Genomic DNA, 17425 nt, shown 5'->3' on the forward strand with positions numbered 1-17425 from the left:
CCGCACAGCTGTGTGCGGAGCCCCTCATCAGAACAAGGCGAACTGATTAGAACGTAACCGGGGTGTCGGTGTAGACGCACTCGAGCAGCTGCTCCATCTCCTCCTGGGACGGCTGGCGCGGGTTGGAGCCCGTGCAGGCGTCGAGGATAGCGTTGGCGGCAACGTCGTGCTTCTTGGCCTCGAACTCATCGTAATCGATGATGGACTCGTCGGCCTTCACGCCCTTGGCACCGTAGTTCTTGATGCCCTGCGGGATATCGAGCTTGTCGTTGAGGTCGCGGATCTCCTGAACCAGAGCCTCGACCAGCTCGTCCTCGGTCTCGCCGGCGAGATGCAGGATCTCCTTGGCGATGAAAGCGTAGCGGCTCTTGGCGCGAGCATCCTTGGCGTTGAACTGGATAACCTTGCCCAGGTACATGGCGTTGGCGCAACCGTGGATGATATGATCGCCGGAGAAGGCGGCACCGGTCTTGTGAGCCATGGAGTGGACGATGCCCAGCAGACCCGAGGAGAAGGCGATGCCGGCGATGCACTGAGCGTCATGCATGTGCTGGCGAGCCTCATGATCGCCAGCATAGGACTTGGGCAGCCACTCGACGATCTCGCGGATGGCGTGCAGGGCGTTGGCGTCGGTGTACATGGAGCCGGCAGTGGAGACATAGGCCTCGATGGCATGGGTCAAAGCGTCCATACCGGTGTGAGCGCACAGCTTGGCAGGCATGGTGTAGGTGAGCTCGGGGTCGACGATGGCGACATCAGGGGTGATGTTGAAGTCGGCCAGCGGGTACTTGATGCCCTTGGCGTAGTCAGTGATGACGGAGAACGCGGTGACCTCGGTAGCGGTACCGGAGGTAGAGGAGATGGCGCAGAAGTGAGCCTTCTGACGGAGCTCGGGGAAGGAGAACGGGACGACGGCCTCCTCGAAGGTCTCCTCGGGATACTCGTAGAACAGCCACATAGCCTTAGCGGCATCGATGGGCGAGCCGCCGCCAATGGCGACAATCCAGTCGGGCTCGAACTCGCGCATGGCCTCGGCGCCCTTCATGACCGTCTCGACGGACGGGTCGGACTCGACGCCCTCGAACAGCTTGACCTCGAAACCGGCCTCCTTAAGGTCGGCCTCGACGTCCTGCAGAAAACCGCCGCGACGCATGGAGCCGCCGCCGCTCACGATGATGGCCTTGCTGCCCTTGAGGTTCTTGACCTCGTGACGAGCGCCCTCACCAAAGTACAGATCGCGAGGATTGGTAAAACGTCCCATACTGTGCCTCCTAAACAAGCCCCTCTTAGACTTGCGTATATAACGGAGCACCCGATTGGCTCCGTTAGGACCATTTTGCGCGTTGCCGGCGATGACAATGCGCAATGTCTAAACGTCTCAACGCTCAGACAAACACTATTTTACCGTTCTGGTTGGTCAGTTATTCATCTAAAGCCGCCAATGATGAAACGTTTTTTCTATCCCTGAAGACCCTTGTGCGGCATCCATACTCCCAAGCTGGGCAAACGTTTTATCAAGGCTGACTACATATCCCGGGCAGGACTGTGCCCCTCCAAAATATGCACCGTTCGCCGCCAAAAATCGACCGTTTGCGGCACCGTGATACCACTCGGTCGTCCAAGGTGCCGACATTTGTGTGACATCCGTCTTCGTGGTGCAAAGGTGCAAGTCCAAGTGCGGCACCCCCGGTGTGCCACATGCGGGTAAACTAGAACCTTATATAGAGATATTTGAACCCTAACCGCAGCAAAGGAGGCCCCATGGCATTCGATCCCATTCAAGAAGATTGCCATCGCCTCGTTCTTGAGGCCTTGCGCCGCGACAATATCTCGCTCACCGACGGCCCCGCCGTCGAGCGTCTGATGGAGCAATTCACCCGCAACCCCGCGCCGCTCATCGTGCACGACCGCGACCGCGCCGGACATCTGATTGCCAAGGTGGTCGAGGCCGTCGACTACCGAATTCCCTTTATCCCTGACGATGCCCAGGCAGAGCAGGAAGAGGCAGCTGCCGAGAACATGCTTCGCGAGGCGGCCGCACTCGATCCGGCCAACTGGGATGCCCAGCGCATGCTGACGGCACTCACCGCCGACTCCAACGAGGACTACGTGCAGTATCTGGTGTCCAAGTGCGACGAGGTGGAGCACGATCTGGCACTCAAGATCGCCTCGGCGCAAGACCCCTACGAGCGTGAGGCTGCAGGCGACCTGACCCGCCGTCCCTACCTGCGCTGGCTTGCCGCCTTAGCATCGCGCGCGCTCATTAGCGGCCGTTACCGCATGTCACTGGAGGCAGCGAATCGCAGCTTGGACTTTGCGCCCAACGACCCCGCAGGTGTCCGCCACACCGCGATGCTCGCCATGGCAAAGCTCGAATACCCCGCCGAGGAGCTCAAGCGCTTTCGCTCCGCCCACTCCGTCCCCTATCTCGCCAACACGCCGCTGCGCCGTCGTCCCAAGGACGCGGAGCGCGACTTAGACCCGTGGACGCTCATCGCGCTGATGAGCGCTGCCTGGCGCGAGCTAGACTACGAGGACGCCGAGCACTACCTGCGCATCCTTGCACGCTCATGCCCGCACGCAGCCGAGGCGCTCTACTTCCAAACCGAATTTCCCGATGGCGTCTATGCCCGCGTCAACGTGGGCGTGGGCTCCACCGATGAGCTCGTCCTTGCACTGTCCGAGGCGACGCCGGTGCTGCAGGAGGGCCTGGGCGCTCCCGACAACGCCAGCTTTGCCGCCTGGGTCGCCACCAGCGACATCGTGCGTTCCCAGATCGACGAGCGCATCCTGCGCGCAGCCGAGCAGGGGCTTCCATTTAAGGGAGGGGACCTCTAATGGATCCAAGCGTCTACATCCCCGCCTACTTGGAGCGCACCTATCTGGCGTCGCACCCCGAGCTCACCGATGCAGCACGCGAGCTTGTCCATAACGACATTAGCGCGAATCCCCAAAAGTATGCGCAGTCCGAGCATGCCCAGGCACTGCTGTCCTATGCCGGTGTTCACTGCCACCTGCTCGACGAGCTCCATCGCATCGAGGACATGGGCAGCGACGAGGAGTTTGAGCAGACGCGCAACCGCCTGTTCGACGATATGCGCGATGAGCTGCTCAAGATCGTCCGTATCGATGCGCTTGCCGTCGATGCCCAGTTGCTCGCCATCATCCTGGCCGACACGCCCGTTGACGCCTGCCTGGGCGACCTGATGAAGCTCGAGGCGACCACGGCCGATTACCTCCAACAAAGCGTGCCCGGGTTCGATATGGAGGCCCCACACTACTGGGCCAACAAGGTTTTGACGGACGGTGTGACGGCGTCAGATCTCACCGTGAGCGAGCCGGCACTTATCGGGTGGCTCCACACGCTCGAGGCCATCTCGCAGCTGTGCATGGCGAGCGCCCGCTACCGCGCTGCCGCCAACTACGCCCGCCGCGTCCTTAAGGCAGAAGGCTATCCCACCCGAGCTGCCGGCACCGTGTTGCTCGCCCTCGCTCGCCTGGAAGACCAGGACGGCTTTTTTGCCCTGGCTCACCAGCTCGAGGAACAGGTGGGGGCCGATGCACTCGAGAACTCCCCCTGGTACCTGCTCGCCCGCACGATCCTCTTGTTCAAAACGAACAAGATGCGTCCGGCGGCGCGTGCGCTGCGTGAGTTCGCTAACCGCTGCGAGGGCGGCGCGTTCTTCTTGCTGAATCCCATGTACCAGACACCGTACCTTCCCTGCCGACCCGAGCCACGCGATCCCTGGGATCTTTCGCACCAAGCCGTTTGGGAAGCGGACGGCATTATCTCGGACACCCCCGACTTTGCCCCCTGGGCCAATGCCTGCGAAGACGTGTCGCAGCTTGCCCAGGAATTTGCGCGCCGCTACGGATTTTAGTGACGCACTCGACCCGACCATGTCGTTTACGTTAGGAACGGTTTCATGAACCTCCGCTCATCTCTTGCCTGCACCTCGAGCGATATCGCTCGCTGGGGACTGCGCTCCGTCCTTAAGCGCCAGGGCGGCGTACTCCCCGGCCGCATCGCCATGAAGATCGACCCCGAGTTGCTGAGCGACCTCGCGGGCCTTGTCGACCGCAGCGTAGTGATCACCGGCACCAACGGCAAGACCACCACTTCGAACCTGATCGCCGACGCCGTTGCCGCCAGCGGCGTCACCGTGGTGTGCAACCGCGCCGGCAACAACATGGAGCCGGGCGTGGTGGGCGCACTGCTCGAGGCCCGCGGCGGCCTTAAGCACACTGCCAGCGGCAAGCGCGTGGGCGTTTTTGAGTGCGATGAGCTTTACACCGTACGCGTTCTGCCCAAGCTCAAGCCGACGTACTTTGTGCTGCTCAACCTGTTCCGCGACCAGCTAGACCGCTACGGCGAGATCGACCATACCCAAGACGTCATCGCCCATGCGTTGGAGCTCTCTCCGGCAACAACGCTCATCTACAACGCCGACGACCCGCTGTGTGCCGCGATTGCCGCGCGCGTTCCCAATGCAAGCATCGCCTTTGGCATCGACGGCGCCACCAACACCGAGTCCGACCGCATTAGCGACTCACGTTTTTGCTCACAGTGCAACGCACCGTTGGAGTACGACTATGTGCAGTACGGACAACTTGGCGCCTACCATTGCCCCTCGTGCGGCTGGGCCCGCCCTGGGCTTGTCCGTCGCGTGACGGGCGTGGAGCTCGGCTGCGACGGCTACGGCTTTGACCTGGTCTTTGGATCTGCGCCCGACGCTGCTGCCGTACACATCGCCACACGCTACAACGGCCTGTACATGGTCTATAACGTTGCCGCCGCCTTCTTTACCGCGCACGAATTGGGCGTGGACGCGGCGCTTCTGCAGCCTACGCTCGATGCCTATGTGCCCGCCGGTGGTCGTATGGGGCGCTGGGATATCGCCGGCCGCACCGTCGAGGCCAACCTGGCCAAGAATCCCGTAGGCTTCGATCGACAAATCCAGTCCATCAAAACGGCCGGCGGCAGACTCTGCGCTTTCTTCCTCAACGACAACGATGCCGACGGCCACGATGTATCGTGGATCTACGACGTCGACTTTGAGCGCATCGCCGACACAACGGGGCTTGTCGCCTTTGCCGGAGGCACACGCGCGCACGACATGCAGGTGCGCCTCAAGTACGCCGGCATCGATGCCGCGATTATCTCGGACGTCGCGCAGGCAATTGGCGCCGTGGCAGACGAGGCCGCCGATGACACCTTCTACGCCGTCGCCAACTACACGGCCTTTCCACCGCTGGTCAAGGAGCTCGACGGACTTAAAGACACCGATGCGGCTACGGTTGCCGCCCACGCTGCAAAGTGCACCAATGGCAGTGCCGTCCCCGTTGGCGTCGCGCCAGTCGAGCTCTCGCGCCCGCTGCGCATCGTCTACCTGTATCCCGATGCCCTCAACCTCTATGGCGACGGCGGCAACGTCATCGCCCTCGAGCGCCGCTGCGCCTGGCGCGGCATCCCCGTTCGCGTGGATGAGGTCCGCATGGGCGAGGTGCTCGATCTGCATGATGCCGATATCGTCATGATGGGCGGCGGATCCGATCGCGACCAGCTAGCCGTGGCACACGAGCTGCTCGCCCAAAAAGACAAGGTCGCAGCCTATGTTGAGGACGGCGGTTCGCTGCTCGCCATCTGCGGCAGCTATCAGCTGCTCGGCCGTTCGTACTATATGGGCGAAAATCGCATCGATGGCCTGGGCGTCATTGCCGCCGAGACTGTGCGCGGCTCCGACCGCCTGATCGGCAACGTCGCCGTCAAGACCGACCTGGCGCCCGAGCCCTTTGTTGGCTTCGAGAACCACGGCGGCCGCACGCTTTTGGACGCCGATGCCACGCCGCTTGGAACGTCCGTCGTCACGGGCACCGGCAACAACGGCGACGATGGCTTTGAGGGTCTCATCTACAAGGGTGTCATCGGCACGTACCTACACGGACCGGCACTGCCCAAGAACCCCGAGCTCGCCGACTGGCTCATCGCCCACGCCCTCGAGCGCCGTGGCGACGCACAGGCCGCCGCCCTGCTGCCGCTCAAACCCCTCGACGACACCTACGAGCACGCCGCCCACGACGCCGCGATGAAGCTCCTCCCCTAGCACCCCACCACCACAAAGGGGACAGGCACCTTTGTGGTGGTTTTGACCCGTCCCAGCGGTTTGTCTCAATCTGTAACATCTAGACCGTTAAAAGTCGTCTTACTGTTACAGAATGAGATGTTCGTCCCGACGCCTGCCTTTTGTCTCGATCTGTAACACATAGAGCCGATTTATCAGCCCAGATGTTACAGATTGAGATGTTTGAAAATCGGGATAGAGAGCCAGCTCCTATGTGGTGGTTTTCCAGTTTGCCAACGATATACGCGCCGGCAAAAAAGTCTGCTATACTCTTTCCCGCTGTCCCCATCGTCTAGCGGCCAAGGACGCCACCCTTTCAAGGTGGATATCGCGGGTTCGAATCCCGCTGGGGGCACCATTTGCATTTTGTTCGAACCCGCGCGATGTTAAGTCGTGCGGGTTCGTTTTTCATCTTGGCCTGTTTTCGTTTCGGCACATGTGCGCCAAATGTGCGCCAAAACAGGTTACATCTTTTGAGATGCCTCACACGAAACGCTTGCCCGGCAGCACGTCCATAATAGATCTGAGCAGCAAAAAAGGGGCCTCGCACAGGCGAGACCCCCTTCGCGCGCAAAATCAAACGTGTCTGTTACACGTAGAACAGAATGTCATCGTAGGTCGGAACCGGCCAGTAGTCGGCAGCCACGATCTCTTCCATGGCGTCCACGGCGGCACGCAGCGTATCCATAGCGGGAACAACCTCGTGAGCGTACACGTTGGCCTGCTCCTGGCCATCGAGGGCCTCGGCCTTCTGATGCACGGCGTCGAGCGCCTTGATGGAGTCGTTGATGGTAGTGATGCCGTTGCAGAGCTTGTTGAGCGTGTTCTGCTCACACTGCATGGCGGCCTCGGCGCCGGCGGCACGGATAGCCTCAAGGCCCTTAGCGACCTTGGTGGCATAGGCGGTAATGACCGGGCGATAGGTACGGCGTGCCTCGCGAACCATCGTGGTGGCCTCGATGTTCATGAGCTTGTTGTACTTCTCGAGCTTGCAGTCGTAGCGGCACTGAGCCTCGGCCTTGGTCAGGACACCCGTCTCCTCAAAGAGCGCAATGGCCTTATCGGAAACAAAGGCGGGCAGGGCATCGGCCGTGGTCTTGTTGTTGGCAAGGCCGCGCTTCTCGGCCTCAACGGGCCACTCATCGGAGTAGCCGTCGCCAGAGAACAGGATGCGCTGGTGATCGGTCAGGACCTTCTTGCAGTACTCGAGCGCGGCGTCCTGGAACTTATCCTCGGGCGTGCCCTCAAGCGCGTCGGCGAAGGACTTGAGCGACTTGGCCACGGCGGCATCGAGCACCAGGTTGGAGTCGGAGACGTTCTGCTCGGAGCCGCAGGCACGGAACTCGAACTTGTTGCCGGTGAAGGCAAACGGGGAGGTGCGGTTGCGATCGGTGTTGTCCTGCATCAGCTTGGGCAGGGTATCGGCGCCCAGGTCGAGCACGCCGCGCGTGGCATGGACGGAAGCCTTGCCATCGATGATCTTCTCGACAACCTCGGTAAGCTGGTCGCCCAGGAAGATGGACATAATCGCCGGAGGAGCCTCGTTGGCGCCCAGACGATGGTCGTTGCCGGCCGAGGCAACAGAAGCACGCAGGAGCTCCTGATAGTTATCGACGGCCTCGATCACCGCGGTGAGGAAGACGATGAACTGCAGGTTGTCGAGCGGGGTGTCGCCCGGATCGAGCAGGTTCTCGGACTCGGTGCCAAGCGACCAGTTGTTGTGCTTGCCCGAACCGTTGATGCCCTCGAACGGCTTCTCGTGCAGCAGGCAGACCAGGTCGTGGCGGGAGGCGATGAGCTTCATCTTCTCCATCATGACCAAGTTCTGGTCGATGGCCTCGTTGACCTCACCGTAGACGGGGGCGAGCTCATGCTGGCAGGGAGCGACCTCGTTGTGCTTGGTCTTGGCGGGAATGCCGAGCGCCCACAGCTCGTCGTCCAGATCCTTCATATAGGCCGAGACAGTGGGGCGGATAGCGCCAAAGTAGTGCTCCTCGAGTTCCTGGCCCTTGCAGGGGGCAGCACCAAAGAGGGTGCGGCCGGTGATGACCAGGTCCTTGCGCTTGCGGTAAGCGTCCTTCTTGATCAGGAAGTACTCCTGCTCGTCGCCCACGGAAGGAACGACCTTCTTTGGCGTCTTGCCGAACAGCGCCAAAACGCGCTTGGACTCACGCGAGAGCGCGGTCATGGAGCGCAGCAGCGGGGTCTTCTTGTCCAGGGCCTCGCCCGTGTAGGAGCAGAAAGCCGTGGGGATGCACAGGACATCGTCCTTGATAAAGGCGGGGCTGGTGGGATCCCAAGCGGTGTAGCCACGGGCCTCGAAGGTGGCGCGCAGGCCGCCGTTGGGGAAGCTGGAGGCATCGGGCTCACCCTGGATGAGGTTCTTGCCCGTAAACTTGGTAATGGCGGTGCCGTCGTGGTTAGGCTCGAGGAAGCTGTCGTGCTTCTCGGAAGTGATGCCCGAAAGCGGCTGGAACCAGTGCGCGTAGTGCGTAGCACCCTTGGAGATGGCCCAGACCTTCATGGCATGGGCAACGGCGTTGGCCACATCTAGGTCGAGCGGCTCACCGCCCTCGAGGGTTGCAGCAAGGCGCTTCCAAATGTCCTTGGGGAGGCAGTCCTTCATGACTTCCTCAGAGAACACCATGGTCCCGAAGCGGTCAGTAAGTTCGGCCATACGGAACTCCCTTCGTATCGGCACCGCGTGAGAAGCGGTGTTGATTACTAACGAACGAGCCTTAGCTTAGACTCGCCGTGTTTCCGCGACATTACCGTTATGTTGCTGTCACGAAACCAATCAATGAGGTTACAGCAACACAGGATTATTACCACCCTCAACAGCCAACGAACTGCATAAATTGCAGACCTCCCCGCATGGTTTAAGGGTAGTCTTTTGGGACGGGGCTTTTTTAGCTACCCATCCGGTATCTTCGAAGCTCAAGGCAATATTTGACATAGGGTAGCTAAAAAAGCCCCGTCCCAAAAAGACTACCCTGGGCAACTGGTTGATGGCTATAGAGGCACGTCCCAAATGAGCTACGTTGTTATAGGGAATGACGATAGCGAAGCATCTTCGATTGGTATTCCCAAATGGCAAGTAAAACTCCAGCGTGGCGCAGCGGTGCTGTAGAATCCTTACAACACATCGCACTAAAGTATCTAAAGGAGCACGATATGCGCGTCGACGAGGTTTTTAAGCAGGCGGCATCCCTGGGCACCGTGCCCGTTTCGTTTGAGATGTTCCCGCCCAAGGGCGAGCTCACCCTCGATACGGCTCGCAAGGTGGCAGGCAGTCTGTGCAAGCTTTCGCCGAGCTTTGTCTCGGTCACCTGCTCTGCCGGCGGCTCGGGCAACGGCGCCACCACCGCCCCCATCGCGCATATGATTGCGAGCGAATTCGATACGCCCTCGGTGGCGCACCTCACCTGCGTCGGCCGCACGCATGCCGATATCGCCGCCAAGATCGATGAGTATCGCAGCGCCGGCGTGGAAAACGTGCTGGCCCTGCGCGGCGACCTTCCCGCCGGCGCGACCGAGGACGACAAGCCCGCTTCCGACTACGCCTATGCCCGCGACCTCATCCCCGAGCTTGTCGACGCCGGCTTTTGCGTGGGTGCCGCAGCCTACCCCGAGGGCCACATCGCCTGCGAGGACCTTAACCTCTCGGTCGAGCACCTCAAGCAAAAGCAGGATGCCGGCGCGAGCTTCTTTGTGACCCAGCTCTTCTTTGACAACGAGTGCTTCTACCGCTTCCGCGAGCTAGCCGACAAGGCGGGCATCACCGTGCCCATCACCGCTGGCATCATGCCGTTTATGGGCAAGTCGCAGATCAGCCGCATGGTCTTTATGTGCGGCGCGTCGCTGCCCTCCCCCGTCATCAAGATCCTCGCCAAGTACGAGAACGACCCCGAGAGCCTGCAGGCAGCCGGTGTGGATTATGCCGCCCGCCAGCTTTGCGACCTCAAGGAGCACGGCGCCGACGGTCTGCACCTGTACACTATGAACCGTCCTGCAATCGCCGCGACCATTATGGAGCGCCTGGGGTAATGGAAAAACCGCACATCGATACAACCACTGTCGAAGTGCCGGCCGACCTTTCGTCGGTGGCGCTTTACCGTGTCGATGCTGCCCACCACCCCCGCGTCGATCGCGCCGAGATGCTTCGCTATCTGGGCTACGGCGGCCAGCAGATCGAGCCCGAACTGTCGCAACGCATTGAGCTTGTGGTCGAGCGCCTGGAGTTGGATATCGAGCCACGCGGTGTACGTCGCGTCTTTGCCGTCGATGCCACGGGCGTCGACGAGCAGGGCGAACCTTGTATCCGCCTGGTTGGCTCCAATGTCGAGCTGCGGGGTCGCGATATCTACCGCCACCTTAAGGACGCCCGCATGGCCGCGCTGATGGCCTGCACCCTCGGCATGGCCGCCGAGCGCCGTCTGCGCACCACCGGAGCCCAGCAGCCTCTGGAAGGTGCCGTGCTCGACGCCGCATGCTCGGCATATGTTGAGGCAGCCGTTGAGCAGATGGACCAGCAGGTCAAGGCTGCGGCTGCCGCACACGGACTCGCCGGCAACTGGCGCTTTAGCCCCGGCTACGGCGACTGCCCGCTCTCGGCTCAGCGCTCGATCGTGGATGCGCTCAACGCCACGCGCCTCATTGGACTCACCGTCACACCCACCAGCCTGCTCATGCCCACCAAGAGCGTGACCGCGGTGATTGGCCTGTTCGACGGTGAAGTCCACGACGCCCAAACCCGCCCCACCTGCAATATCTGCCGTATGCGCGAACACTGCCGCTTCCGCGCCGCCCACACCACCTGCTATTCGTATTCTGAATAAAATGTCAATTGATGGCTCGGTATCGAGGGAATCGCATCCGTTTGTAAGCAGATGTCCTCGCAAACAAGTACCATAAGAGGCCAAATAACAACTATCTGAAAGCCAGTACATGCACAACATTCTGCAGTTCTCGCCACAACTTACCGCGCTTGAGTTTTTTTCAGGCATTGGCCTGGCTCGTGCCGGCATGGCAAAAGCCGGAATCAAAACAATCTGGGCAAACGACATAGACCATACTAAATGCGCCATGTACAGCCAGCGTTGGGGCGATGAACATCTAGTCGAGCAGGATGTCCACGCACTCGATCCCGACCTGATACCCCAAGCCGACATCGCATGGGCATCAAGCCCTTGCACAAACCTATCTCTCGCGGGGAACCGGGAGGGGCTTATCTCTGGCAAAGAGTCTAGTGCGTTCTTTGGCTTTATTAAGGCCATCGAAGGAATGGGCGATCGCGCCCCGCGGGCAATTGTTCTCGAAAACGTCATCGGCCTTGCGACGTCTAATAACAGTGATGACTTTAGACTCGTTTGCCAGGAATTTAATCGATTGGGCTATTCATGCGATGCCTATTTTATCGACGCACGGCACTGGCTTCCCCAGTCTCGCCCCCGCATGTTTGTCGTCGGATTAAAAAATCCCCTTCCCAACAGCCGACTCGATTCCTCGCTTCGACCTGAAAAGGTCTCCTGGATTCACTCCGACCCTTCGCTCATTACACACATCTCTCACCTAAACGAGCCGAGTCCACTTCGCATGACAGGCCTCGCAACGGTAGTTGAAAATATTCCCGAGGACGACAAGCGTTGGTGGGACAAGAACCAAGTGCAAGCATTTACCGATTCACTTGCGCCACATCAAGAAGATCGCCTTCAGCGCTTCTTAAATGCCAGTGCAAAAATTGTTCGCACTGCTTATCGTCGCACGCGGTCGGGCGTTGTACGCTGGGAAATCCGCGAAGAGGAAATTGCCGGATGCCTAAGAACGGCTCGCGGCGGCTCATCAAGACAGGCAGTCGTTATATGCGAAAACGGAAAGTTAAAAGTTCGCTGGATGACTGGAACTGAATATGCTCGTCTCCAAGGTGCCGGCTCATATCAATTTAGCGGCTTCTCGGATGCTCAGATTCGTTATGCATTCGGCGATGCAGTTGCCGTGCCAGTTGTCACCTGGCTTATAAAAAATGCAGTCAAGCCCGCGTTAATGTCTTCAAGGAATGGAGTGAGCGATGATGGAAATGGCAAATTACTCCTTGAGCGAGCCCAATAAAAACGTCTTGAATGCCATTGAGCTCTGGTACGAATCCAAGCGAAACAAGCGAGGCAATGTCAACCGCAACGTCATGGCGGTTGGCATAGGCATAAGCGAGCTGTTGCAAAACCGTTTCCCGCTCACCAACGATTACGTGCAATCGGACAAGGGGAGCCAAGTACGAGGCCTAAGTGGGGCATGCATCAAAACAGTTTTAGCCAGACATGGGGAAACGCGCGCCTTCGCATCAGAAGGCGGCAGGACCTCACGCGGCACGCTTCCAATGGCGCTTGAGCTTGCCGCGATCATCAACTCTACCCTGCCCAGCGACACTTGTGAAGACGCTCGTCTTGAAGCTGCGAATGCAATCGCCAACTTCTTCGTCGAGCGTATCCAGGTCGACTTCTTCAACCGGCAGAGAATCAAAGTCGAAATCGATCTTCAAAAACCAATTTCTGCCATTGTCGAAGATATCCTGGCCGAAGCAAGCCTGCGATCCGATAAACCAACAGGCACGGTCGCACAGCACCTGGTAGGTGCAAAACTTGAAATGTTATTTCCAACCATAGAAATCGGAAAGGACAACTCAAACGCTGCTGACCAGCAGACTGACCGTTCTGGCGATTTCCAAATCAATGATGCTGCATTTCATGTAACTGTATCGCCGATGGCCAAATTGACCGATCGATGCCGAGATAACATTCGAAATGGCATTCGGCCCATCGTTGTTGTCCCCCGCAATAAAGTTTCCTTCGCTTACGGACTGTTCGAAAGTGAGGGGCTCGGCGATTGCGTACAGGTTATCGCGCTCGAATCGTTTATTGGCATCAATATTGAAGAATTATCGTTCTACAAGCGAAGCCTAATTCGATTAAATGTTGCACGACTTCTTGTCTACTACAACAAACGAATCGAAGACATCGAGCCCGACAAATCCCTACAAATAGAAATCCCTCAGTGGGCTCTAGACGAAATGGACGCACATGGCGAATAGCTCAAACATACTTATCACCCATGATTCTGACGGCGCTGCACTGGCGGCACCTGTCAATACTGCGCGCTGCAACGGCGCCGCGTACAAGACGCGCACGATCGACGACCTGCACATTAAGGATGAACGCCTGCGTGCGGCCATCGAGGGCACGGGGCACCTGCTGTTTGACGGCGGCATGGGCACCATGTTGCAGGCCGCCGGCATGAAGGCGGGCGCTCTGCCCGAGCTGCTCAACTTTGAGGAGCCCCAGGTTATCACCGATATCCAACGTCAATATGTCGGGGCTGGCTGTGACGTGATCACCGCCAACACCTTTGGCGCCAACGCCCACAAGCTCGACGGTGCTGCCACCGTGGCAGACGTCTTTGCCGCGGCCGTCACCTGCGCCCGCGAGGCCGGCGCCCGCTACGTCGCCGGCGACATCGGCCCCATCGGCGCCCTGCTGCGCCCCCTGGGCACCCTCAGCTTTGACGAGGCCTACGACCTCTTTGCCGAGGAAGTGCACGCCGGCGTCGCTGCGGGCGTCGACCTCTTTATTATCGAGACTATGACCGACCTGGCCGAGATCAAGGCGGCAGTCCTCGCCTGCCGCGAGAACTCCGACCTGCCCGTCTTTGCCACCATGACCTTTGAGGAAGACGGACGCACCTTCCTGGGCACGAGCCCCGAGGTCGCCGCCATCACGCTCGACGCCATCGGCGCCGACGTTTTGGGCATCAACTGCAGTCAGGGACCGGCCGAGCTCCGCGGGCTCGCCGAACGCATGCTCACCGTTACCGACAAGCCCGTTATGGTGCAGGCCAATGCGGGACTCCCCCGCGTGGACGACAACGGCAACACCGTCTTTGATGTCCAGGCCCCCGAGTACGCCGAGGCCGTCGCCGGCATGATCGAGGACGGCGTGAGCGTCGTGGGCGGTTGCTGCGGTACCACGCCCACGCACATGGCCGCCTTGCGCACGCTCATCGACAACCACACGCCCAGCTCGCGTCACCGCAAGCCCAGCATGTCGGTCACGAGCGCCCAGACCGTGGTGGACCTTCCCTGTGACGGCCACAAGATCGCCGTCATCGGCGAGCGCATCAATCCCACCGGCAAAAAGCGCCTACAGCAAGCGCTGCGCGACGGCGACCTGGACTACGTCGTGAGCCAGGGCATCAGCCAGCAGGAGCAGGGCGCCGACATCCTGGACGTCAACGTGGGCCTGCCCGAGATCGACGAGGTCAAGATTATCCAACAGGCCACCGAGCAGCTCCAAGGCTCCACGCTGCTGCCGCTGCAGATCGACTCCACCGATCCCGCCGCCGTCGAGGCCGCCGTACGCCGCTATGCCGGCAAGCCCATCATCAACTCCGTCAACGGCAAGCAGCAGATCATGAATGAGATCTTTCCGCTGGTCGCCCACTACGGCACCAACGTTGTCGGCCTCACGCTCGACGAAGGCGGCATCCCCGATACCGCCGAGGCCCGCTTCGCCATCGCCGAGCGCATCGTGGCCGAGGCTGCCCGCTACGGCATCGGACCGGACCGTATTCTCATTGACTGCCTGGTCATGACCGCCTCAACCAACCAGCGCCAGGCCGAGCAGATCCTGCGCGCCATGTCCCTGTGCAAGGAGCGCCTGGGCGTCAAATGCGCGCTCGGCGTGTCGAACATCAGCTTTGGCCTGCCCGCGCGGCCGCTCCTGGGTTCGGTCTTTTTGGCTGCCGCCTTTGGCGCTGGCCTGGACGCCCCCATCATGAACCCGGGTTCCAAGCGCTTTATGGATACCGTCTACAGCTATCGCGTCTTGAGCGTTGAGGACGAGGGCTCGACCGGATACATCGAGCGCTACGCCGGCTGGACCGATCCGTACAAGATCGCCGCGAACCCGGCGGCGGCCCAGGCGGTATCGACCGACGCTGCGCCCGCTGTTGGCACCGCCGGCACCGACGGCAACGACGACCCGATTCGTCGCATGGTCGTCTCGGGCCGCAAAGGCGAGATCGCCGCCGAGACCGAGCGTCTGCTGGCAGACCACGACGCCATGGACCTCATCAACAATCACTTTATCCCCGCCCTCGACGAGGTTGGCGTCCTCTTTGACCAGGGCAAGTTCTTCTTGCCGCAGCTTATGGCCTCGGCCGAGGCCGCACGCGTGGGCTTCGACACCATCAAGCGCCTGATGCCCGCCGGCGAGATTGCCGACAAGGGCAAGATCTGCGTGGCCACCGTCAAGGGCGACATCCACGATATTGGCAAAAACATCGTTAAGATGCTGCTCGACAACTACGGATACACCGTCTTTGACCTGGGCCGCGACGTCGATCCGCAGGAGGTACTCAAGACCGTCAAGAAGCGCGATATCAAACTCGTCGGCCTCTCGGCGCTTATGACCACCACCGTCGTGGCCATGGAAGAGACCATCAAGCTGCTTCATGCCGAGGTGCCGGACGTCAAGATCATCGTAGGCGGCGCCGTACTCACCCCCGAATACGCCAAGCAGATCGGCGCGGACTACTACGCCAAGGACGCCGCCGAAAGCGCCCGTATCGCCGAAGAGGTCTTTGGGCGGTAACACAACGGAAACAACCCCGCACCAAAACGTGCCGCACGCGCCACTTGGCACGTGCGGCACGTTAGAATAGAAAAGACTATGCTCGTTTTGGCAGATAGGAGCGCAAGGATGGCGATCACGCCCGCAGAAATCGCGGAAACCCGCGGCATGGTTGAGGAGCAGAACCTCGACATCAGGACCATCACCATGGGTGTTTCGCTCATGGGTTGCGGTGACGAGAACCTCGACCGCATGTGCACGAAGATCTACGACCACGTGACGCACACGGCTGAACATCTGGTCGAGACCGCCGAGAACCTCGAGCGCGAGTACGGTATCCCCATCGTCAACAAGCGCGTTTCCGTCACCCCGGTGGCGCAGATCGCCGCGTGCTGCAAGGATGAGGACCTCACCCCCATCGCGCATGCCCTCGACCGCGCGGCAGAGACGCTCGGCATCGATTACCTGGGCGGCTTCTCCGCACTCGTCCAGAAGGGCATCGGCGACGCCGACCGCCGCGTCATCCAGTCAATCCCCCAGGCGCTCGCTACCACCAGCCGCGTCTGCTCCAGCGTCAACGTCGCTAGCCTGCGCGCCGGTATCAACATGGATGCCGTGCTCATGGCCGCCCAGACCATCATCGACGCCGCCAAGCTCACGGCCGACCAGGATTCCGTTGGCGCCTCCAAGTTTGTCTGCTTTGCCAACATGGTCGAGGACTCCCCGTTTATGGCGGGCGCCGTCCACGGCGGTGGCGAGGCCGACGCCGTCATCAACGTAGGCGTCTCGGGCCCCGGCGTTATGGCCGCAGCCTTGGAGACGCTGCCCGATTCCGCATCGATGATGGAGGTCGCCGAGAAGATTAAGCAGACCGCCTTTAAGATCACCCGCGCCGGCGAGCTCATGAGCCGCGAGGCCGCCCATCGTCTGGGTGTCGAGAAAGGCATTGTCGACCTGTCGCTGGCTCCCACGCCTGCCATCGGCGACTCCGTCGCGCGCATCCTCGAGATCATCGGCGTGGGCACCTGCGGTGGCCCGGGCACGACCTGCGCCCTCGCCATGCTCAATGATGCCGTCAAGAAGGGCGGCGTCATGGCCAGCTCCAGCGTGGGTGGTCTCTCCGGCGCTTTCATCCCCGTGTCCGAGGATGCCGGCATGATCGCCGCCGTCGAGGCCGGTGCGCTTTCGCTCGAGAAGCTCGAGGCCATGACCTGCGTGTGCTCCGTCGGCCTGGACATGATCGCTATCCCCGGCGACACCCCGGTCGAGACCATCGCCGGCATCATCGCCGACGAGATGGCCATCGGCGTCATCAACAACAAGACCACGGCCGTCCGCGTGATCCCTGCCATCGACAAGGGCGTGGGCGACTGCGTCGAGTACGGTGGCCTGTTCGGCCGTGCACCCATCATGCCGGTGAACCCCAACGCCGGCACCGTGCTTGCCCATCGCGGTGGACGCTTCCCGGCACCGCTGAACTCGCTGAAGAACTAGCTGAGGGGTTCGGGCGAGGAGCCCCGGGGAGGGCAAATATATAAGGTCGCCTGCTCGAACAGTCCTGACTCGCACGGAGAGCACATTAAGTGCTCTCCGGCTCGTGCGGAACTCGCGATCGACCTTATATATTTGCCCTCCCCGGGGCTCCCGCACAACGGGACCTCAGTTGGGTTCTATCCCGGTTGC

At 60.7% G+C, this 17425-nt stretch carries 11 protein-coding genes and 1 tRNA gene; 10 read left to right on the forward strand and 2 right to left on the reverse strand.

The annotated features are described in order from the left end of the window. Positions 1-46: 46 nt before the first annotated feature. Positions 47-1261 carry an iron-containing alcohol dehydrogenase gene (locus tag DXC90_RS02525; protein WP_117734630.1) on the reverse strand — a complete coding sequence of 405 codons (1215 nt, stop codon included), beginning with the start codon at positions 1259-1261 and terminating at the stop codon, positions 47-49. A 500-nt stretch (positions 1262-1761) separates the two neighbouring features. On the opposite strand from DXC90_RS02525, the gene DXC90_RS02530 reads away from it, so the two are divergent. From DXC90_RS02530 to DXC90_RS02550, 4 genes are all read left to right on the forward strand, one after another. Further along, positions 1762-2838 (forward strand): hypothetical protein, encoded by a 1077-nt coding sequence (locus tag DXC90_RS02530; RefSeq protein WP_117734631.1) that lies wholly within the window; start codon positions 1762-1764, stop codon positions 2836-2838. Next, positions 2838-3881: a hypothetical protein gene (locus tag DXC90_RS02535; protein WP_117734632.1), complete on the forward strand. Its 1044-nt coding sequence runs from the start codon at positions 2838-2840 to the stop codon at positions 3879-3881. Before DXC90_RS02530 ends, DXC90_RS02535 begins: the two co-directional genes overlap by 1 nt. Positions 3882-3926: 45 nt before the next feature. After that, positions 3927-6104, forward strand: a complete 2178-nt coding sequence (locus DXC90_RS09665; protein ID WP_233502112.1) for a MurT ligase domain-containing protein — start codon at positions 3927-3929, stop codon at positions 6102-6104. Between the two features lie 299 nt (positions 6105-6403). Further along, positions 6404-6480, forward strand: a tRNA-Glu gene (locus DXC90_RS02550). A gap of 231 nt (positions 6481-6711) precedes the next feature. On the opposite strand, the gene DXC90_RS02555 is transcribed toward DXC90_RS02550, so the two are convergent. After that, entirely contained in the window at positions 6712-8799 is a 2088-nt protein-coding gene (locus tag DXC90_RS02555; protein WP_117734633.1) for a glutamine synthetase III, read from the reverse strand. Positions 8800-9296: 497 nt separating this feature from the next. Here DXC90_RS02555 and DXC90_RS02560 point away from each other — a divergent pair, with 497 nt between their 5' ends. The 6 genes from DXC90_RS02560 to DXC90_RS02585 all read left to right on the forward strand — a co-directional run bounded on the left by DXC90_RS02560 (position 9297) and on the right by DXC90_RS02585 (position 17236). Beyond that, a complete protein-coding gene (locus DXC90_RS02560; protein WP_117734634.1) occupies positions 9297-10169 on the forward strand; it encodes a methylenetetrahydrofolate reductase in 873 nt (290 codons plus the stop codon). Beyond that, entirely contained in the window at positions 10169-10960 is a 792-nt protein-coding gene (locus DXC90_RS02565; RefSeq protein WP_117734635.1) for a hypothetical protein, read from the forward strand. Before DXC90_RS02560 ends, DXC90_RS02565 begins: the two co-directional genes overlap by 1 nt. A 109-nt stretch (positions 10961-11069) precedes the next feature. Further along, complete coding sequence (locus DXC90_RS02570; RefSeq protein WP_117734636.1) at positions 11070-12230, forward strand: DNA cytosine methyltransferase; 1161 nt, start codon at positions 11070-11072, stop codon at positions 12228-12230. Beyond that, positions 12190-13206: a DUF4928 family protein gene (locus tag DXC90_RS02575; RefSeq protein ID WP_117734637.1), complete on the forward strand. Its 1017-nt coding sequence runs from the start codon at positions 12190-12192 to the stop codon at positions 13204-13206. Before DXC90_RS02570 ends, DXC90_RS02575 begins: the two co-directional genes overlap by 41 nt. Continuing rightward, positions 13196-15763: a homocysteine S-methyltransferase family protein gene (locus DXC90_RS02580; protein WP_233502113.1), complete on the forward strand. Its 2568-nt coding sequence runs from the start codon at positions 13196-13198 to the stop codon at positions 15761-15763. Before DXC90_RS02575 ends, DXC90_RS02580 begins: the two co-directional genes overlap by 11 nt. Before the next feature lie 108 nt (positions 15764-15871). After that, a complete protein-coding gene (locus tag DXC90_RS02585; RefSeq protein ID WP_117734638.1) occupies positions 15872-17236 on the forward strand; it encodes a PFL family protein in 1365 nt (454 codons plus the stop codon). Positions 17237-17425 lie beyond the last annotated feature (189 nt).

The organism is Collinsella sp. TF09-1AT, assembly GCF_003436895.1.
GTDB lineage: Bacteria > Actinomycetota > Coriobacteriia > Coriobacteriales > Coriobacteriaceae > Collinsella.